Consider the following 24,048-nt stretch of genomic DNA (forward strand, 5'->3'; position numbering starts at 1 on the left):
CGCCCGTACCACGAATATTAATGGTGCTGCCTTGATTCAAGGTCTTTAGTTGTGCCGAACTCAACAACACTAAGCCAGGGTCTTCATTGTCTCCACTGACATCTCCTAAACCACCACGCAAATCAAGCAATGCACCCGCCGATAAATCTCGGCCAATTTTTAATTGACCCTGTGCGGAGATAAGGATTTGAGAATCCCCACCATAAGAATCCACGAGTCGACCTAACGTTAAGCCTTCGCTGTCACGGACACGAGTCACCTCTGCACCTGCCGCAATGACGGCACTGGCTGTCGCGTTGCTCGCTGAACGGATGTCAATCGTGCTGCTGGCTCCGTGAGTGACGATTAATGCCGAACCAGGCAGACGCACACCCACACCTGAGGTGTGTTGGCCACCGATGATGGTGATGTTATCTAAGGCACGTAATGTGCCCCCAATCTCAACAATTTCGTTAGTTGAATTAAGCGTTTCACCTCCTAGCCAGACCTGTTGAGCAGATTCAACTACTATGTTCGAAGATTCTGCTCCCCAAGTAACCACGTCATTCCGGCTGGTACCGCCGGCTAATATCTCGCCCATTAGTTGGATATCACCACCAGAATAAAGCGTGACATGGCTGCCAGAATTATCCGCAGTCACACCCCGTGATACAACACCCGCCGATGACGCTAAGATCAACATGGGCTGCTGCGCATCAAAGCCAGACAAGGTTCCACTGGTCATACTCACGTCCCCAGACGCTAATACACTGTTGGTCAGCGATAACTGCCAACCAGCGGCAAGATCAATAGTAGAGTCGGCACCCGCCCAGGTCACACCTTCAGAGCCAATCACGCCACCCGCTACAACGGCAGCGCCCATGTAAACATTTTTTCCGCCCTTAACCGTCACCGATGTGCCGGCTTGCTTCGTTTCAATCTTCGTGGTTTCGTCGACCCACACGCTCAGATCGTTGCTGTTAGCGCCGCCCAAATTCGTCCCGTCTAGCGCCACGCCACCAAGGATCTTAATATTGCCCGTTACGTCCATGGCACTGGCAACATAAGTATATCGATCAGACTGCAAGGTGAGATTTGAGTTGGCACCAAGAAGGTTGATATCACCACGTACTATGGTGTCTTGTGCGCCCGTTACCGTGAAATCAACGTTGTCTGCAAGGGTGGTCAATGTCCCGGTTAAAAGGAAACCAAAACCGCGCTGACCAAATAACTCATGTACTTCGCGTAATTCAATGCTATTGATAATGCCGTCCCCTTCTGGATCGGCACCGTAGACCATGTAGTTATTAATACCATCCGTGACGACCCAACGATTTGGCGTGTCGCCTGTTAACCCTGGTACAGTCGCATTGGTATAATCCGAACCCAAAATAAAGGTCGTGGCAAGCGGACGCTTAAGGTTGTCGTTATCTAAATACACCGTACCTTCGTACGCCGTATAGCCCAACTGTTGCGCAACGTATTTCTGCTGCTCATTAGTCAAATCTGCAAACGCAGTATCGGTGTTAGGTACGTCGACCAATTCGCTCCAAGTTACACTTTCTACTGTGTAATCTTTGTCATCACCTTCAACAAAAGACGTGGCAAAACGAGAAGCCGATGGGTTGTCAGCTTTATAGTAAAGTTCACCGCGGTACTCTTCATAACCCAATGAACGTGCAACCGTTCGTTTCTGATTGTCATTTAAGTCAGCGAAAGCCGTTGTTTCTGCTGGGACATCAAGTCCCCAATCAATATCCGTGAACACATAGTCGTCTGTTGTGCCTTCGCCCATGGCAAAACTTTCATGCCATTGTTCACTAGGCTCAGCGCTGGCATTGAAATAAACCTGACCAGTATAGTCACTGAACCCCATATGACGGACTACGGCGTCTTTTTGTGCCGTGTCCAAATCACTCCAAACCGTTCCAACCTCAGGTTTAATCGCTCCTACCCAAATGGATGTATTGCTGTAATCCGGTGCGGCTCCTGTGACTAATGCCGCAACAAGACGCTCTCCCTCAGGGGCATCCGCATTGTAGTACCAGTCGCCTTCCAATATTTCGTAACGCAAGCTATTAGCTACCGCGGTTTTCTGAGCCTTGCTCAAATCAGCAAAAGCGGTACCCACACTCGGGGTGCCTGCTGTTCCCCAATAGACGTCGTCAATGCTGTAATCAATTGGCTGACCTTCTGTTAACGTCTCGATAAAACGCTCACCGTCAGCGGCTTGATAATTAAAATACACCGCACTGTAACGATCATCCGCACTGGCAACAGGGTCATATTCGTAACCTGTTTGAGCTAACACAACGGCTTGTTGCTCTGCTGATAATTGCTCAAATGTCGTCCCTGCTACTGGGGCCGCTACGTCACCCCAAGCAATATTTTCATTTTGGTATTGTGGAGAAATACCGGTTCTAAAATCAGTCAGCACTTGCTTGTCGGCATCGGCGCTTAAATTGACGTAAACCGGACCAGACAATAAAGTGTATTCGCCTTCTGTTGGCATTGGCCCTTGACTAAAGTCGGTAGCCAAATCGCCCGTTTCAGCATTGTAGAAAACAAGACCCGTTGTGGCTTCTCCCGTATCGTCTAGTTTCTCTGGTCCCGTCACCACGGTATACCCTAGAGCTCCGGCGACTTTCGCTTTATCGGCGTCCGATAAATCCACAAATTGAGTATAAACACCCACGCTTTGTAGCGCGAAATCACTTGATTCAGTGTCTAGCGTTAGATTCTTGCTGTGAATTAAATTCAACACGGCCGCAGGAAGTTGACCGCTATTGAGAGCAGACAAAAGTTCTGCAGAAACCGTCATTTCATCAATTTTTTGACCTAAAATTTGGTCAAAGTATTCTTCATGATCACGTAAGGAATCACCGTAGTTCAACGTCATATTGCCGGCAGAAGTGACCGATCCGCCAATGAGAAGCTCACCTTGTGTATCTATAAGCAGGGTGGCGTTTTGACCTGATATTTGAGGTGTTTGCACCTCATTAACAATAGTAAACAGCGCACCTGAGGTCACTGCAGAACCTACATCTAGGTGCATAAACGTACTGGACTTAAGCGAAATACTACTGTCATCGCCACGGGTCGCCAAAACAGCGCCTTTCAGGGCGGTCAATCCTGTACCTGCTTCGATTTCTAAGCTGGCACCTTTCGCTGTTAAAACAACTTCCGTACCAATGCGTACCGCCGCATTGGTTTTAATCAGTACTGAACTGTCGGTATTTTTGGTTTGAATGACACTTCCGATGTCAGCAACGAAACCGACAGCGCCTTCGCTGTAACTTTGCATCGCACCTATGCCATCTGAGTGTTTCACCCAGATATCGACTAATGTGTCCGCTTTGATCCAGCCACCATGCAACATCTGCTCGCTTACTGTGAAGAAAGCTCTGCCTGCCGTTACGCCTGAGTTAGAAGCACCAGCCGGACCATGCACATTGGTCCGACGAATTTCTAATAGATCACTTTCCAGTATGATGTCACCTGTCGCTTGAACATCGCCAACCACTTGGATGGTGCCACCAATAATACGTGTTCGGTCTCGTAGACGAGCGTCGAAGGCCGTTGAAGCAACAGCAAATTGATACTGACCTTCAAAATTACGCAGTCCAGCACCATCACCGTCTGTCAACAATTGCATGTAGGAAGCAAACGTGGATTGTTTTAAATCACCAATAATAATGCGATTTGTGTTACTGGCATGACCGATAGTGACGTTTTGGAAGCCAGTCGATAAAGCATCGACATCACGCATTGAAAGGTTCATGAAACCATCGTACGTCCGGGAAGAGTAATCTAAACCAAAGCGAGACTGGGCCGCAGAACCTATACGATAGCTGCCGTCATCATCATTAGTGCGAAGCGTCAGATCCCCTCCACCTTGAATAGAGCCTTGTCCAGCACGGAAATCAACGTCATCCGCCTGTATATTAATATCGTGATCATCGGCCGTTTGAATGGTGCCACTGCGATGCGTTAATTTCGCTCCGCTTTGTGATAGGCGTAGATCGATTTCACCATTTTTAGCGATCAAGCCACCGGCGCGATTATCAAAGTCAAAATACGTCGCAATATCCACACTGTTTAACTCTCGGACAACAATATTGGCGTTATCCGTTACGCTATTATTGACCACGGTTAACACAGCAACATCGGTATTCAAGGTGCCGATCAAACCTTTAGCATAAATAGCCAAACGCCCATCGGGTGCAATAAAGGTCAAGGATTCGACATTCACGGCCGCGACGTCGTTGATCACAGAAAGTCCGCTTCCCGCCCAGCTATTCCCTTGGCTGGAGACACTGCGCAACACGGTGCCAGCACTTGATGTGTCGGTCATGTTGAGCATATCAAAGTCGTTTTCAAGGTTGATTTTAAGATCACCCAGCGTGAACGAACCGTTTCCGATACGTATCTCTTCGCCTTGAGTGTCTAAGTTCAACCACGCCTGATCAAAGCCTGAATTACCAATTAACGTATGTTCGCCATCCGCGTTTATATAGACGTTGGTCTCACCATCACCTGCGAAGATGGAGTTAATGCCTGCTGCATTAATTTCCACCACATTATCGCCTCGACCGAGTTGGATCGTGTTATTACTCGCGCCATTTATCTCGATGAGATTATCACCGTCTCCCGCATTAATTTTCTTATTGCCTGAATCTTGTACATAAATCTTATCGTCGGAACCGTACGTTGTAATTTCATCGTTGCCTTTACCAACGTAGAGGATCTCGCGACTGTCACCCCCAACGTATCGGTTATTGCCATCGCCTAAATAAATGGTAATAGGATCAAAGCCTACATACTTCAGATTTTCATCGTAGTAAGGCTGTGCGGTCTTGTTAACAACCGTGTTATTACCCGATCCTGAACGTAATACACTGTTACCGCTTCCGCCATAAATGAACATGCCGTCGTTACCAGCACCCATATCAAGATCTAGCGTACCCGTAGCTCCCGCTTCAACCTGAAGGTAGTCATTACCATCCCCCATATCAATGCGTAAGTCAGCGGTAACACCAGTGCCTACCTCAAAACTATCAGAGCCATCACCAAAGTCACCAACGATGGTTTTCACACCGGTAAACGTCTGAGTAAAGCCAAGACCTTCAACCGTGGTCACACCATTTTCTTCTGTTATTTGATACGACTCGGTACTGATGTCTTCATAAATTTCACCACGTCTACCGCCACGATCACCCACATTTAAATAAAGGGTATCGCCACTTTGGTTGGCTAAGACCGGATCAGGTCCGAGCTTCCATGTTTTGCTACCGGAGAAAGTAAGACCAAGCGCAGTGACCGAGAGTTTAGCGTGCGCTGCCGTTGTAAAAATGGATACTTCAGCATCTAACCCTGCCAAAGTGACATCGACAGACCAGAAACCAAAATCAATCGATAAGTCCACACTGCCGTAGATGCGTCCCGCAAAACCATTGTGTGCGAGCGTAACTTCAACACCACCATTTATAGAGATAGGGCCAAGGCCTATTTCGAAATGAACCCCACCGTGAATTAAGAACTCGCCTTTAGAGTTAACGTACCCCTCAACACCAATTTCAACCACACCAAAGAAGTCAATTTTTGCTTCTTCAATACTCAAGGTAAAAACGTCACCTTCGTAACTTATTTCCCCTTTGAACGTTCCTTCGAAAGGCAGCAATAGCAAGGAGCCTTCTAATCCAAATCGGAAAGAATCTGCCGCTACCGTTGTGATCAAATCACCGCGACTGTCTTTGGCCATATAAGCCTGACTACCAGTATTGATTTCAATTTCAACCGTAGTTTCAGCTTGCAACAGAGCTAAGCTAATGCCCAGTTTAGTCGATGCATACATTGCAAAAGTAGGCGTGCCATTGACAACACTAAACTGAGCCGCACCAACAAATTCAATTTCCCCTAAGAACCCGAGGTCAATGGTCATGTCCAGCGCTGCGTCAACACCCTCTTCTGAAATATCAAGGCGTGCTCCGCCAGACATAGTCAACGCACCGGCTAATTCAAGTGACGCTTGACCTTGAATAAACAAAGATTGGCCTTTCACATTCTCTTGACTAAAACCAAAACCAGAAGGATCGATAACCGTTACTGAGCGTTCAGTACTGGTTGTATTGATGCGCATGGCAAACGCACCCGACAGAGTAAAGACACCACCAGCTTGAATCAATACTGACTCCGCACCTGATCCTCTCAACTCCAAAGCGCCGTAGAGTCCAGCATCTTCACCTGCGACTAAACCAAGAGTACCTGTCGCAGTTAACGGCTCCAACACAGGGAGGTCTAAGACCATGTTCAAGTTAAGTTCAGTAACAACTTCTTCACCAACAACGCTTAACAAAATAGAAAAGCCACCATCTAACTTCAGGGCATCCATGATTAACAAGGAACCCTCGCCCGATAAACCTAAGTAGAAATCGGCTACTTCCGTTTTATTCGGGGGAATATTGCTGATGTCGATGACCGCTGGTAAATCTCGGCTAACTTGAAATTCTTCCGGTACATCGTAGCTAATGACTTGGCCGGTTGTATTCATCACAAATTCGAGACTGCGAACTTCTAACGCAATCGCCCCTAAGTCTAAATTAACGTCCGTTAACTCAAATTTAGCCGCTACACCTAAGCTATTAACAACCAATAAGGCTTGAGCATCACCTTGTAAGAAACCACCAACAGTCGCGGAAGCATCAATAAACAGCTCTAAACCTTCATCATTGATTTTTAGTTCAAAGGCGCCGTCCAGTTCCGCCATACCAAACAAACCAAATTTAGCCTCGCCTTGAACTTGTATTAATCGCTCATTAAATCCAAGGATGATGGGGTTTTCGCTGTCACCGGTTTCTATGTAGTAACCTGTCAATTCTGGGCCATCTTCTACCAGTTGATGAGTCGATTTAGAAAAATCGACAACGTCACCATTGCCACTGACGGTTTGGTTAAGGTTCAAGAAGGTGTTTGTTATTTCAGCGGTAACGCCATCGATTCCTACTAGGGCACCTTTCGCCAAGTCAGCTTTCACCGCGGCGTATACCGCAGGGTCTGTTGGCGTTGTGTCAAACATGAATACCGCGCCAACGTTTAAGTCTTCAACCGCTAAACCAAAGGCGCTGTCGTTTTTAACCGTTCCATCGACACGACCTGTTGTCGCATTTTCTTGCCAATAGCCGCCAACGCCCACAAAACCGTAGATATTACTCATACCTACCGCTAACGAATTGACACTACGAGTTTGACCATTCGTTAACGTTACAGACTCTGAGCCACGCTTGGTAAACGCCATAGAACCAGACGCTTGCATGACCCCGGCGATGTCACCAGAAAAATACTCTACTTTGGCCTGAATGATTTCTCCACCAAAGTCTAAATACACCGGATTCTCATTGCTGCCGGTGTCGATCATAAGGCCTTTTTCGTCCCAATGCCCCGTCAAAGGGTTAGTGTTGGCAAAGCTGGTGAAATCAACGTACGGCATGGGCAGAAGCAAAGACGCACTAGGCGGTACCAGTGATGTAAAGGACGTATTGATGTTGATTTCAACACCTTCAACCTTGGCATTTAAAATCGGATCCATGCCGACTAATTCTGCAGACGCTACGGTGGCTTTTGCCGCAATATAGGTTGGCATGGCGTTTTTAACTTGCTCTGGAAGTTCTAAACCCGCAAAACCAGACGCTTTCATGACGGCCAAACCAAAAGTAGTGCTATCCAGTTTCAAGCCGACACCGTCTTCGGGGCCGCCCACACCAGCAAAACCGGTTAGGTTGTAACCACCAATCGTCATTACTTCCATGTCATGCACCAAGGTTTCTGGCGCACCAAAATCGGCTAAGACGCCGGTGTTTACTCCCACTAATGTGTAAGTTGTGCCTTTTGAAAAAGCCAACGAGCCATCTAACTGCAAGAAGCCTGCAACATCAATGTGGGCATCTTCTACCCGTGCGGCGATGTCAATACGGTTGTCATAATTGATCACCACTTCGCTATCAAAGGTAGACAGCACCATGCCCTTGTTATCATAGGTCTTCGCAAAATCGACCCAAGGCGTTTGAGTCGGCAATTGCTTACTTTTTCCTGCGTTCATGCCGACAGACACGCCCGATAGGGTTGCCTCTAAGACACCGTCTAAACCAACGAGGCCGGCTTGTTCAATGTCTAATTTCAACGTATTAATGTCATATTCGTCGTTTTTAAACTTAACAAACGCTAAATCGACATTATTAGCGTACACGCCAACAGAGTCAGTTTCACCTGAACCAAAGTAAGGGTTGCCAACGCCGACAAAGGCTTTCATATCGGTGCCCACAAACGCCATGTAATCCATGGCAACAGGATCAGCACCACCAAACGACCCTACGCTTACAGCGCCCGTTCCACCAAGCACCACTTCGCTTTCATGACCAATTTTAAAGGCGATATCACCTTCTAAATGCACAAACTGCTCAATAGAGAATAACGCATCTTTTACACTGATCTGCGACAAGGCACCCTGTGAACCATCAATATTAATTGTGTAGGTTTCAGCGGTATCGCCAAACTCAATACCGCCAACATTGCCACCAAAACCTAAAGGAACGACTAAATTCTTAGCGGAATAATCAATCGCGCGGCCTTGGCTGTCAGCGGTGTTGATTTGGAACAGCGCCTGCTGAGCCGATAACTCAAGCAGCGGCATGCCCGTTAGCCCAACAAAATTGGTGGTGCCTTGCACTGTTACCCAATATTCAGAAGAGAAGGGGCTAAACACTAAGGCAAAAGCCACGTCTAAATCGTCGATTTTTAAGCCAACATCACCCACACCCGCAAAGATATCAATGTCGGTATAGGCAAAGGTGAAATAGGTCACATCTTCAATCGAGCCGTCACTTAAGATCAGTGTGTCGAACTCAAGCTGGATTTCCATGCCTTCTTCAGTAGCTTGTACCAAGCCAAACAGATCGACATTAAAGTCAGCAGCAAAAGTAAACACGCTACTCTTTCCTAATGACAATTCACCGGGCTTAAAGGCTAAATCACCAAAACTGATTGGAGATGATTCCAAATTAATGCCTACCAGATCAGTAGACAGCTGATAATAAGAAAAATCTAAATCTGTCGCTTCTAGCGTCAGATCATCAACCCCAACAAAAGCAAACGTATCCACTTGCCCTTGCATCATGGTCCACTGACGAGCCGCATTGGTGCGGTCGGTTAAAATGCCTAAACCGATGTCCACACCAGTGGCTTTGAAACCAAACTCGCTGTCGCCATTTTCATCGAAACCCACAAAGGCACTGACACCGGCGCCCATAAATACCAAGCTGGACACATCGGCCTGACTGTCGTTTTCTAATGTGATGGTCTGATAGGTTTTTTCGAACGCGAAAAACCCTTGAAGACTCATCACACCCAATAAATTAAGCGTTAGATCGCCACTAACCTTTAACGCTTCCCCCTTCATGTCAAAAGTCATGACGGCCGCACTGCTAGTCCCGACGCCTTCGCCGCCTAATGTAATACCCACACCTTCTGTCAAAGTCAGGTTTTGTTCAGAATAATCAATCGCACGGCCCAAACGGTCTGCGGTGTTAACGATCACATCAAGATTTTGCGCTGACACGGTAAAAATGTCGGCACCTTGGAAACCCACTTGGCTTGATTGAGCCTTCATGGTGACCCAGAAGTTATGGTAATCCCCAAGATCGATCGCTATGGCTAAGCCCAAGTCCGCTTCTTCTATGCCAAAGCCAACACCATCGGTGCCCGCAAAGAAATCTACATTGGATTTCGCGACAGTCATCATCGCGACCGAGGTTTCTGTCAAGTTACCTTGTGAGTCAATTAGCGAGACCGTTTGGAATTCTTGCGTGATGCTTACTTCGTATTCAAAATCCACAAAGTCATACGCATTCAGTTTCAGCGCACCTTCAATATTAAAGGCTAACCGGCTACCAAAACTCAGTTCGAAATTCACCCCTTCCATACTGGCGGTAATCTCGTCGCCTAAATCAAAAACAACGTCAAGATCATTAGTGAACGCCGTCAAATTGGTGCCATTCATACCAAACGCAATGTCGCCTTGAACCGTGACAACGCCAAACAAACTGGCACGGAAATCACTTAGACCAAAATAGCGAGCATTGGCAAACAAGCCTTGTTCAAAGGTGTAATTTACCCCAGCCAGTCCTACTTTTGTTCCACTGGCCACATTCGGGTTGTTTTGGCTGTAACGTACGGTCACGGCACCCGCCGTGATGTTGTCCATGCCATCGATGGCGATGTCCAAAGCACCGTTTTTCATTTCAAAACCGATACCACCAGAGTTAATTGCCAAGCCTAGGTCGGCGTTGGTTAAACTCACATACGCCGCATCGCCTGCACTCAACTTAGCGGTGACGCGGTTACCAATAGCAAACATGTCGTCGCCTTGCTTAGCAAACGCAAAGTCACCCGATAAACTCACAAAGTTTTCAATATTGGCTTTGAAACCTTTAACAGCAAACGCAATCGTATTGGCCGCAATGCTTTCGTTAAAGGTATAACGGATTCCACCGACACTGATTTCACGACCTTTTACAATCGTCGTTGTGGTGTTGGTGTACTGCACGGCAATGGAGTCAAATGGTAGCAACTCAAAACCAGAGATCTCAGCACTCAACGCCCCTTCTGTTAACTCAAACGCCATCTCGGTTTCGTTCATGATGAAACCAAATTTCGCGCCGGCTAAGCTTAAAGAAGCGACACCTTCGACACCCAGTGACGCCCCAACATTGTTACCCACCGCAATGATGTCTTCATTGACTTTTTTGAAGCCAAAGTCACCACTCAGACCAACAAAGTTGGCCACATTGGCGCTAAAGCCCTCTACAGCAAACGCCGCTGTGTTGCTTAAAATCGCGCCTGCGAAGGTATAGCTGATTGAGCCAACGCCGATGGTTTGACCCGCTGCAATGCTGGTTATGTCATTCGTGTATTGAACAAACACTTTCTCAGCTGAAACGCTCGCCATGTTGAAAATATTGGCCGAGAATTCACCTTCGCTTAATTCAAACGCCATCTTTCCAGCGCCCGTAATCAAACCAAAGCTGGCGCCGGTTAAACTCACATGCGCCACATCGCCCGCGGCTAAGCGAGCATTGACATTGTTACCGACTGCAATCAAATCACTGCCGGATTTTTTGAAGCCAAAGTCACCGCTTAAACTCACAAAATCCGCCACATTGGCACTGAAACCTTTGACACCAAAGGCGATGGTATTGGCATCGATTTGGGTCTCAAAGGTGTATTCAAGATCAAAAATTTTGATAGTGGTATCTTGCTCAACGGTGGTCGTGGCATTGGTGTATTGCACAATCACTTCGTCGGCACTGATGCCCGCTAGGCCTTCGATGCCCGCGGCAAAGGCACCGTTTTTCAATTCAAAGGCAAAGGTGCCTTCACTGTCGGTGATCAGACCAAAATCGGCGTCGTTCAAACGCACATAAGCAGGGCCAGCTTCTAGGTAAGCATCAATATTGGCGCCCAAGACTTGTAACTGTTCGGTTTCGCCTTGATCTGCTTTGGTAAAGGCGAAGGTACCGGACAAACCAACAAAGCCTGCCACGTCCAGCTCAAGGTCTGCGCGTGCTTCTAGTAATTTGCCAGACTCGCCCGCCATGGTTAAGGCATATTGGCTGTCTGGACCCGATTTCACGCTCAACACGGTCGCGTCTGTGTAATCGATGACGACTTCACGCTCAGGCAAGGCTTCTTTTACATGAGTAAAGCCTTCAACGGAGGTTTCCAGACCGATGGTGGCGGTTTTGGCTTCCAACGTTAACGTCACGTCCGCCACATTTTGGCCCAACCAATCGCCTTCAAAACGCAATTGCATGGCGCTGCCATTAAAGAACGCCACACTCACGGTTTGTTGGCTGAGTGCGGCCAGAGCCTCATTAATTGACGCCTGTACCGTGTCAAGGTCGGCCTGACTATCAATCATGGCGGTTGTGTAAGTCTCACCCTCATGGGTGAAGCTCAGAGTAAAACGCTGAGCTTTGTCGGCGGATGTGATGGCAACTTGCTGAACTTCGGCCACTTGTTCACGCCCCTGCTGATCACTGTACGGTTTTACCGTAGCAAGAGACAGAGCGGCAAAATGGCTGGTGATATTGGCCACATCGAGGTTACCCATGGCGTCGGTATAGCGTAATTCAAACGCTGCATCGCTGTCGGTGCTCAGATCTGCGTTGTAGACCACGGACACATTGTTCGCACCCACGTTGCTCATGGCTTCCAGCGCAGCGTCGATGCGTTGCGCCATAACAGCACGATCCGCGGTGTAGGCTATGTCATCTGAATAAACACCCGCCATTGAGATTTGGAAACTACCTGCGGTAGTGTCTTCGATCACATTAAGGTTAATGATCTCTAAGGTTTCAAGGTTCTGTCCCGTAAGGGCGCCACCAAATTCCACCTCAAAGACAAGACCGTTACGAGTCACGTTCACTTCACCGGTACTGCCCAGTACACTCTGTAATGCGGCTTTGATTTGTGTCGCGGTCGCATCGAATGCCAAGGCGGCCGTCGTGTACGTTTGCCCTGCATGACTCAGTTGCAGCTGATAAGTGCCGTTCGCGTTGGACGGCGCATCAACCAATAAATGCTGCGCTGAACCAGCCGCGGCTTGACCGGCTTGTGTCGTTTTGGCCGTGATGGAAGCATTTACTAAGCCTGTGGCGTTCAGGGTCAAACTGGACACATTATTTTTAGACAAAGTGCCCGTAAACTCGATGTCAAATTGGGTACGGCTGCCGGTACTTTGGCTTGTGTTTACGGCAACGTTAATGTTGCCAGCACCGACTGTGGACAAGGCTGACAAGGCGTTTTCAATGCGTTTCGCTTGGGTTGCGGCATCAGCGGAATAAGCAATAGCGGCCGTGGTTTGGCCAGCAAAGCTGACGGTAAATTGACCCGCAGGCAGAGCAGGGTTCGCGTTGGTTGTGATGTTCAAATTCGCCAGATCACGGCCCGCATACGCCCCTTGGAAGGTCACAAGGTAGTCATTGCCATTTTTGGTTACGGTCGTAGCGTCGGCGCCCAATACGGCGTTTAAAGCAAACTGTACGGTGGCCGCATTTGCGCCAAACAGAATGCCAGTGGTGGTGTAAGTGGTACCACTGTCTTTTAAGCTTAAGCTAAAATCGCCCGTGCCCGTGTAGGCCAAAGTGATGTTTTGTTGCTCATTAATGGGTTCTCCAGCCGTTGCAGTTTGCATGTAACTAACTTCTTTGCTCGACGCTGAGGAGAACAAAAAGCCCGATTTGGGCACTGAATCAATGTTTTTAAAGTTCACCACATATTTGTGACCTTTACCGGTGTAGGTTGTATCTCGGTATACTTCAATATTATTGATGCTGGTTTTAAGCAAAGTCGCGTACGCAGTACGCATTTCGCTGATGGTTTTATCTTGATCACGATGACCACGATAAACGGCTTTGACCTTAGTGGCTGGTTCTGAGACGACGAATAGCTGGTACTCGTTAATGACTTTTTCCAGCTTAAAAATAATGCCAATGCTGCCTTCTTGAGCAGGCTGGCCCGCCACCACTTGCTTCACCGATGCCGTAGCAGAAGACGGTGTTGTATTGGTCGTTGTGACCGTCAGAGCTTGAGTTTCGTTGATGCCAGCTTGGGCTGACTGAAGATTAGTGACGGACAGATCGATCTTAATTGGCTCAGGACGAATGGTGGTGATGGTGAGCAATTTCACCTCATCCAAGCCAGCATAGGCGTCTGTCACTGTGTTCACATCGACCGTGGCCGCCGCGACAGTCGCGCTCACGCTTAGGCCAGTCACGGACGTTCCAACCAGTGCACCGATAAATTCGATCACATAGCCGTCGTAACGATTGCCGGTCACACTCACATTGCCCTCACCGACCAACGCTTCAAGAGCAGTAGACAAGCTGGCAATAATCTCGCTGTTCGTGGTGGCACCACCAAGGGTAACGATTTGCTGCTCGCCCTCTTGGGTAAAGGTCAAATCGCCCACAAAATCCAGTGGAACGTCTAACGACATTTCAGTATTTACTTTGGTAATCACCTCAGGCTCAGCGGCTAACGTGATGCCTTGGTTGAGGTTGACTTGTAAGTTTTTCGCTTCAGCCGTAATACCGTCAATACCCACCAAACCGGCCAAGGCCGCATCGGCTTGTAAGCTTGTAAAGGTGCGTGACGCATCCGCTTGATCGGAGATCATGGCAAAACCGAAATTCGCAGAGCCAAGCGCCAAACCAATACGGTCTTCTGACTGACCGTTAATGCCCGCAAAAGCATTAATATCACTGCCCCCCAACGTCACCACATCGGCTTTAGCCAATGTTGTACCGTCAGATAAAACAATCGCATCAGTGGCGGTGTATTTTTCTAGGGCAAAGCCCCCTTCCACCATGAAGAAGCCGAACATATCCAGCTCAATATTAGCGGCCGCTGACAAGGACTCACCGCGATCACCATCAAGGCTAAGCGCCAAGGTGGTGTCTGAACTGGTTGCGATCGCCATGTCTGTGGCGCCAGTAGAAAAGTCCACCACATTGCCCGCGGCTTTGTCTGTGCTGTTGTTGGCTTGGTTTATCGACACTTGAATGTCTGTGCCTTGAGCCGTTAATCCATCGATCCCAACGAAACCCAAACTGGCCGCTGATGCCTCTAAAGCAGTCCAGGAACGACTGGTGTCTGTCTTATCGCTCATTAACGCCAGACCAAACTCCATATCGGTTAAGCTAAACCCAATCGCTTGATCTGATAATGCGCCATCAGCATCGCGTTCGCCGTTTACACCCACAAAAGCATTAATATCACGACCGCCTACGGTCATCATATTGGCTGCTACGACATCGTTGTTCGCTAGCGTAATGTTAGTGCTGGATTGTTCAAACGCCAGACTGCCTTCGATCGATACAAAGTCTAAAACGTTAAGATACATATCACCTGACGCGCGGGTGGTTTCACCACGAGCACCATCAATGTCTAAAGTTACATTGGTTCCAGGACCGGACAAGACTTCAAATTGTTCAATAGAATAGTCAATGACGGTATCCGCAGCGCCACCAACACCGGCCACACCGCGGTTAATTTCAATGGACAATGCCTCAGCGCCTACGGCAAAAGCGTCTAGGCCCACAAAGCCGACACCGCCCGCCGTAGCGGCTAACGTGGTAAACTGACGCGCTGCGCCGGTCTCGCCTTCGGCCTTGATTTCACTGATCAATGCCAGACCCAGATCCAGCTCAGTCACCGCAAAACCGATCGCGTCTGCTGTACCACCATTCATACCAACAAAGGCATCTAAATTAGACGCACCAAGCGTTAACACGTCGGCTTGTATTTCTGTCGGCGCTTGCGCTACTGCAGGATCATCGGAATAATTACCATCGTTCAAATAGAAACTTTGACGACGCGATTCTATGGCAAAACCACCACGCGCTTGTAAAAAGCCAAAGGCATTTAAGGTCACAATGCCGCTGGCGCGTAATAGCTCACCGGCGTTGCCCGCCATGTTCAATTGAATACTGTCTGTTGCGCCAGTGCGCACACTTAGATCGGTTTTACCCTCACTGTAGTCCACGACCGCATCACCAGAGCGACCCGCTTGGTTGATATCAATCGCTAGGGTTTCTCCGCTTACGGTCAACCCCTCTACACCGACTAAGCCCGCAAAAGCGGCGGTACCTTGTAAGCTGGTCCAAGAACGGGTTTCGTTGTCAACGTCGGTCATCAACGCCAAAGCAATATCGACATTTAAGGCTTGCAGACCCATTGCCGAATCTGTGCCGCCATTCACACCAAGGAAGGCGTCCACATCGCTGGCACCTAGCAAGAGTTGATTGACTTCAACTTCATCGCCGTTCGCAAGGGTAACGTTACCCAGCCCTTTATCGAGCGCAAAACCGCCCTCTACTTGCATAAAACCAAACAAGTCTAACGTCATTTGACCAGAGACTTGCAGCAATTCACCACGCGCACCACTCATATCCAACGCTAGATCAGAGGTTGGGCCTGTCATCACGACCAAGGAGGTCTTACCTGCGGAAAAGTCCACAACGGAACCATCAGCGGCGGCTTGGTTAATGTTCACATTCAGCGCTTGGGTCATTACGGTTAAGCCATCCACGCCAATAAAACCGGCACTGGAAATATTCGCTTGTAACGCGGTCCAGTTGCGAAGGTTGCTGTTGTCCGCTCCTTCTTCCTCGCTGGCCGCTTCACTCATCAACGCTAAGGCAAACTCCACCCCTGTTGCTTCAAAACCGGTCGCATTGGTCAGCCCGCCATTGACCCCGACGAAAGCACTGACATCATTAGCCCCAATAGTGAGCGTGCGTGTTGCCACGTCACTGGCGCTTTTATCGGCATTAAACGTGGTGATCGCTTGATTTTTTTGCTCAATGGCAAAATTGCCATTCACTTGCATAAATCCGAACAGGTCAATATCAAGATGACCCGCCGCGCGCAATAATTCACCTTGGCTGGCGTCCATCGCCAAACTCAACGAGGTAGGCTCGTTATCGACGCTTGGGCCTGTTAACACCACTAAGTTTTGTGCATAAAAATCCACTAATTGGCCGTCAGCAGACGCTTGATTCATTTCTAAGCTGAGCGTATCGGCGCTTAATGTCAGACCCTCGACGCCCTCAAAAGCGATTTGTCCCATGTTGCCTTGCAGTGCCGTCCAAGTACGAGCCGTTTCATCCGCCCCAACTTGTTCCGACAAAAGCGCTAGACCAAATTGCAAATCGCTCACAGCCAAACCTAATTGGCTGTCAGTGCCACCATTGTTACCAACAAACGCCGATAAACGATTACCACCAATGGACAACATGTCTGCATTAACCTGGCTGCCATCGCCTAACTGAACCGTTTGACTGGATTTCTCAAAAGCCACTTCGCCACTGGCTTGCAAAAAGCCATAGGCGTCTAATTCTACCGCACCTGATGCGCGCACTATTTCACCCAAGGCACCGTCTACACCAAGGTTGTATTCCACCCCTGGGACAAGGGTCGCGGTTACAGCGTTGTCACCAGAAAAGTCTAAGACACTGCCATCAGACGCCGCTTGGTTCACTAAGACCTGTAAGTCACGGCCTGCTAATGTGAGTCCATCTACACCGTCCAAGCTCAATGAGCTGGCGCTGGCTTGGAGAGCCGTCCATTGACGAGCGTCTTCTTCTGCGTCACGTTCAGAAAACAAACCCAGTACAAAGTCTGTTTCTGTCAACTGTAAGCCTATTTGCGCATCGGTACCGCCATTGACGCCAGCAAACGCATTGACTCCACCGCCTGCCACAATGAGCTGATCCACGTTGATGTCATTGCCATCGGCGTCTTTTACCGTGCTCACGGCTTTGTCTATATAGAAACCACCGGCAACTTGTACAAAGCCAAACACATCCAAGGTAAGGTCGGCGGAAATCGTGGTCATACCGCCACGCGCCCCATCAAGATTAATGGTGTAAGTGGAGTCGATACTGGTGGTTACGTTTAAAGCAGAGATCGCAAAATCTACAACAAGGTTCGGGTTCACATCCGCGATAAGATCCGCTTGAGCCACCACGGCACCTTTTTGCTCGATGTCCAGCTCTGTATTCACGGTGGTGTACGCGTATTCAATCGACATCAGCGCAAGGTCGATACCGCTCAAGCTGCCGCCGAAGGTCACATTCCAAACGCCCGTGCCTGCGCCCAACACATCAACGGCCACACCACTTACGTCAGACAAAGCGACTTCTAATGCCGCTTTAATGTCACGCGACGTGACGTCCGTTAAGGACAATGCGGTGGTAGTGTACTCTGTGCCAGAGTGAGATAGGCTAAGTGTAAAGTGGCCTGCTGCGTCAGATTGAACGCGAATTTGCTGCACTTCAGCGACCGCAGGCGCGGTTGACGTACTGCTTTCGGTACGCACCAAACCGGCTTGTGTCATGTCTAAAGCCGCTTGGCCAACTAAAGGTTCAACGATTGTACTGAGCGTACCAATGTCTTTGCCTGCTAAGGTCCCAGCAAAACTCACTTGCCAGTTACCACGGGTGGTAACGACTTGAATATCAGCACCGGCATGGTCACTGCCTAGTGCGGTGGTTAATGCTGTTGCTAATTGTGCCGCTGTAGCGTCAAAGCTCACCAAGCCCGTCGTGTAAGACTGACCATCGATAGCAAAAGATAAGCTCAAACGGCCTTTGGCGGCGTCAGAAAAACGTACATTTTGCACTTCCGTGACGGCTTCGGTCACTGACGTGACGGTTTTTGCCGACCCTTCTGTCGTCGTGCTGATCGTCACATTGACACCCTTGGTTGACTCTACGGTGATCAATGCAATGTCTTGGAAGGCGTATTGGCCACCAAATCTAAGGAAGTAAGCGGGGTCTTTTGCGGTTGATTTCTGATCAAATGACACATACACAGCCCCCTGCCCCAATGTCTCATCAAAGGCTTCTTGTAATTTAAGGGCGTTGTTACTTATGTTGCTAGGCGTAAAGATTAAGCTGCCCAGTGATTCACCAGCCACAGACAAGCTGTACGTTCTAAAACTGCCGGTTGAACCAGAAAATTGTAATTTTTGCACTTCACGCACATTACTGCCGGTGGACGTCACACCGGTTTCAATTAAGCCGCCCGCTGTCGCGGTTTGTGTGCTTGTGGTGTAGCTTGGCAATACTAAGGCGGCACTCAAACCCGAGACGGATTTACCCTGTAAAGCACCAGAAAATTCGATATCAAAGCCTTCGGCACGTGTACCGGAAACACTGACGTTGCCTGCTCCTATGCCGTCTAACGAAGCCAGCTTAGTCGTTAAAGCATTCATCAAAGCCGCGTCGGTTGTGATCGTGTCTAACGCTAGGGTTACCTTGTTCGATCCATAGCTCAGCGTCAATACACCGTCGGTGGCGCCTAACTCAAGGTGATATTGTGCGTTTTGCGATACGGGCGTAAAGGTGACGTTTTCGTAGGCGGCTGTTCCTTCAGTTTGCTCAGATACGGTCGTAACGACCTCTGGCAAGCGATGACTGACCAACAAACCAGAATAATCGACACCGGATAAGTCACCACCAAAAGTGATGGTAAAGCCGGTGTCTAATTCACCAGAAACACGCACATTGCCTTTTACATCGCTGACACCCGCGGCAATTAAGAGACCTTCTAACTTATTTTTGATGTCGTTACGAATAACGCCGCTGCTGCGATTCGACGCAATAACGACCAGGGCTTGCTGCGCCATGTAGTCGAACACCAACTCACCCGTTGTCATGTCGGTATTAAGAGTCAGTATGGTGTCCAATATTAAATCAGGCTGAGCCACTGGCTCACCTTGCGTACTCAAATTGCGGTTGATGGCAACATTAAGACTGCTTGCTGACACCGTTAGTCCATCAACGCCGATAAAAGCCGCACTGGTGACGCTCGATTGAAGCGCCATCCACTGACGTCCACTGTTGTTGGTGTCGGTCATTAACGCCAGCGCCATGTCAGCACCGGTTAAGTTAAACCCTAGTGCGTCTGCCGTGTTGCCATTTAACCCAGCAAAGGCCGATACATTTGACGTGCCAAGCGTGAGCAAATCTACGTCAACGACTTGACCATCAGACAAAGTAACCGCAGACGTTGTGCTTTCAACGGCAAAGCCGCCCGTTACCACAAAGAAGTTGGCCACATTGACATTAAGATTCGCCGCGCGTAATGACGTAAAGTCCGCCGTCGTACCGTAATCTATCTCGCCAATCAGGCCACCAAAATCAATGGTTTGCAGGCCAGTACGGTTGTAGTACAGCTCAAACGTACCACTTAACACCACGTCAGTAATGCCCACCAACGCTGCATCGCCTAAAGCGTACAAAGCATACGTTGTCGTGGTCGCGTTTATTTCAAAAATCGCCATCGCCAAATCGGCATTGGTCACACGAGCGCTGATATCGTCTGTGCCCAAATAAGCGGTCACATTCGAGCCTGTCATCATAATGACTTGCGTGCTGTCCATCATTTGACGAGTGAAGTTCACATCACCCGATAAGCCAACGCCCCCTTCAATTTGAGCGCTAAAACCAAACACGCTCAATGACATGAACGGCGAACCTACCGCCCCTGCGGCCATCGTAAGCTCTCTGCTGAGCGCGCCAACCGTTAAGGTTCTGGCGTCATCACCGCTATAGTCAGTTAAGCTGGTGTTGTATTGAAAACGTGCCGAATCGGCCCACAAGGTATCGGTTAAGAATCCAGCGCCTTCCAAAGTAAGGTTACCAGCAACGTCTAAGGCCACGGTTGAGTCGCTTTTGATTAACAGCGCTAAATCACCATTGGTCACGCCAGCTTTAAAATCTCCTACACCGAAAAGTGCCAACACATCTTCGCCCAAAATGATGATCTCATCATTGAGTTTAGAGAAGCCCATTTCGCCGCTGAACTCAAACATATCGGCAATACTAAAGCCAACATCGCCGTAAATAGAGAACCCAAAATTGGCTAAGTCAAAGTCTAAATCAAACGAACCCGCACTGATTTCAGGGAAAGCAAAGTCGGGTAAGTTAATGTCAAACACACTGATATCAAGATTAGGCAAGTCTAACTTGGGTAGGGCTAACACAAACTCAGGCAATGACAAGTTTGCCCAATCAATGTCCAAATCGGGGAATTGTGCTGACAACCCCGACAAAGATACATTAGGCCAATTCAACCCTAACGCAGGTAGATCAAAATCAAGGGCAAAACCAGACAAATTCAGTTTGGGTAATGCAAACATCAAATCCGGTAGCGACATCGTCGGCCAATCAAGATTCAACTCCGGAAATGCCATACCTAGATTAGGTAGCGTGACATTGGGCCAATCTATGTCGAGACTCGCAATGTGTAACTGAAGGTCTGGCCAGCTCATGTCTGGCCAGTTAGCGTCCAATCCAGGTAAATCAAACGTAAAGTCGAGACCGACTAGATCCAGCTTAGGCAGAGCAAACATCAACTCAGGCAAGGTTAAATTGGGCCAATCTATGTTCAGATCCGGAAAGGCGACACTAACGTTAGGCAAGGTTAAATTTGGCCAAGGTAACGTAAGATTTGGAAAGGATACATTTAAGCCCGGTAAATTCAGACCGTCTAACGCAAAAATAAAGTCAGGCAATGTCCAATCAGGCAAACCAATTTCTGGCCAGGCAGGGAAAGCCGTATTAAAAGAAGGCCAAGACAACGACACATCAGGGAAGGTGATCGACATACCTGGCAATGACAGCATCTTAATGGCCAACATCAAGTCGGGCAGCTTCATATCGCCCCACGAGAAATCGATATCCGGCAAGGCTAAATCTGGCAAAGCCAATTTAATGGCATCCAAATCAAAATCCGCCCAAGCGACATTAGGCCAAGGCAAATCGAGCGTACCCAAATGAATAACGAGATCAGGCCATGACATATCGGCCCAGTTGGCATTTAACCCTTCAATATCAAAGTCAAACTTCAGAACAGGTAAATTCAACCGCGTAAACGCAAACATCAATTGCGGAAAAGTTAAACTCGGAAAATCAATCCCTAAATCAGGGTACGCTAAATTAAGATCAGCCAGTGACAAGTACGGCCAGTTCAAATCCACACTCGGAAAACGGATATTAATGTCTGGCAAACCTAATGAAGGTAGAGCAAAGCCCAACTCAGGCAAGGATAAGTCACCAAAGTCAACATTTGGCAAAATAGCAGCCAAGTCTAAATCTGGCAAATTAAGAGTGGGCATACCCAAATTACCCAAATCGATGTAAGGGAACGCTGCCAAAGAAAGATCAATATCAGGCAGGTTCAATGACACATCAAGACTTGGGTCTAAATCAAAGAGGTTAAAATCAAACGGAAGATTTAACGGCAACATGCTAAGACCGGCCACCAGAGGCGTCACACCATCGGCTTCGGTTAAAGCCACGGTTCCAATCGTGAAGGAACCAACCGCTCCAAACTCTGCACTTATGTTGGTAATCAAGCCTGCGCCCTGCAAACCAGACAGACGCACCATAGCACCGCCTGGTGCATCACCCACTTTTAAGTAGGTGTCACCTTGCGTAAGAGACATCAACAAGACGTCTTGGGCGCCTTCTCCGCTGACAATTTCCATCGACGTTTTGGTAAAACCAAACTGACCGGCTAAGTTGTAAGAGACAGGTCCTACAGACAAACCAAGGTCTAAACTCGCATTAATCGCAAAGAAATCATGGAACTTATCGTCAGAAAAATCAAAGTAAGTGGCACCAATCGTTTCTTCGATCGCTTCGCCCATGGTATTGAAGCCCACACTAACGCCATTCACCTTATTAATGGTGATGCCTGGCAATGCGGAACCGTCAAGTTGCGTTAAAGTGATTTCGCCGGCGTTTAACACCCCCGCTAACCCGCGACTGTCCATTAACATCGCGCCATGAATGTCCGTCACATTAAGGGCCAGTCCTGCTTCACTAGAGCCCGCCGCCAACGCAATGGCACCGTTCTCGACATCCACACGAATGCTATCGAGCGTGGTAGGGTTTAAAGACAACCCCAGATCCGCAGACAAGGTTTGACCCGCGACGGATAACTCCGCTGACGCATCAATCGAAAAATAAGACGTTAGCGCACTACTGCGTTGCGTGAAATCGCCCAAGGCAATGGGGTTTACGCTCATGTTAAGCAGGTCATCACTGCTGTCATGGACAGCCTGAGCGTAGTTAAAGGTTAAATCTGTGGCTTTGAGATTAACAGTGTCTAACGCACCTGTTGTTGCAGAAACCGCCGCTCCATCCAAATAAAACCAACTACGATCATCACTCATGCTGCTTGTCGTTAGGTAATTTAAAGACAAGTCAAAATCAGTGATATCAAGGGTAAATAGATCGTCTAATGCCAAGCTTGCATCCGCTTGAGAAACACTTAGGCTCCAAACATCGAATAAAGTAGGGGTATTTGCGGTATCAAGAAGAGAATAGTTAGAGGTGTAGCCAACGGTAATATCACCGCTAATGTCAAAACCAGAGAAAGAAAGATTGCCGTTAAAACTGTAAGAAGCAGAGGTGTTAAAATAGTCGATGTTGAGCAATTCACCGTAAGTATTTTGCTGTTCAGAACCCAGAATTTCACTTAAAAAAGTAGAACCGGTATCAATGGCTTTGGTAACTAATTTTAACTCTGAGGCTGTCTGTTCAATATCAAAATATAAATCAGAGCCTGCAATCGCGAGCCCATCGACCGTATCAAACGCCCCAGCGTAGGAGCCATAAGTAAAAATGGAAAACTCATCGCCAACATTAGGCTTATAACCGTTTAGCAATTCAACCGACATCTTGCCGTCAAATACAAGATTATTCGCCACATTAATCTGGTCGTACTCGCTGCCCGCCGTCAAGCCAGCTAATTCGATCGTAATCATGGAACTGTTGGTATTCGTTAAGCTGTCATAGCTTTGCATGCCAGGCGAATAACCAGGCGACAGTTCGCCGGAGTTAAGGACGTTTAAATGCGCTGTGCCACTTCCGCCCAATACTTCATTTTGCCCAATCGTAAAATCGCCACCACTCACATAAAGATCAGTAGTGATGTTGGCCATATTAAACGGTGTATCACCTACTTGAAAATCCGCGTCCGCCTCTGGTTGATCATAAATAGACGCTTGTTGAGACGCGACCTGATTGAGCTTTTGAAAGCTTGCCAAAGTGTATTGCTCAGCAAAAGCATCAAGAGGAGCATTGGGCTCTAACAATCTTGTACTAGCCACTTGCATCGCCCCAAAAACGGGGTCACCTGATAACAAGATACGTGATTCAAGCGCTTCTACTTTAAACGCATTTTTTACAAACTTGGCTAATAACTTTGGCTTAGCGAACATGAGACGACCTTCCTAATTTCAACCGCTTTAAGACAAATACCTTAGACTAACACTGCGTTTTTCAGAGCGTAGCCGAGTCGTAACACCACATTGCACACGCAATAAATCCAGTGTCACTGTAGAGACTTGCCTTCATGGAAAAAAATCAATAGTGAATTAAAATATAATTTCATTATAGCTGTACAATTAGTCAAATAAATATTTTTTTTGCAGTTTCT

At 48.1% G+C, this 24,048-nt stretch carries 1 protein-coding gene (cut by a window edge); it reads right to left on the reverse strand.

The window, feature by feature from the left end:
* Nucleotides 1-23,830 carry part of the coding region annotated (locus FXV75_RS16240; protein WP_148835493.1) for an LEPR-XLL domain-containing protein on the reverse strand (this coding region is incomplete at its 3' end). The annotated region extends 22,904 nt beyond the left edge of the window, so 23,830 of the 46,734 annotated nt are shown.
* Nucleotides 23,831-24,048: the final 218 nt, after the last annotated feature.

Source organism: Marinomonas sp. IMCC 4694, from assembly GCF_008122525.1.
GTDB lineage: Bacteria > Pseudomonadota > Gammaproteobacteria > Pseudomonadales > Marinomonadaceae > Marinomonas.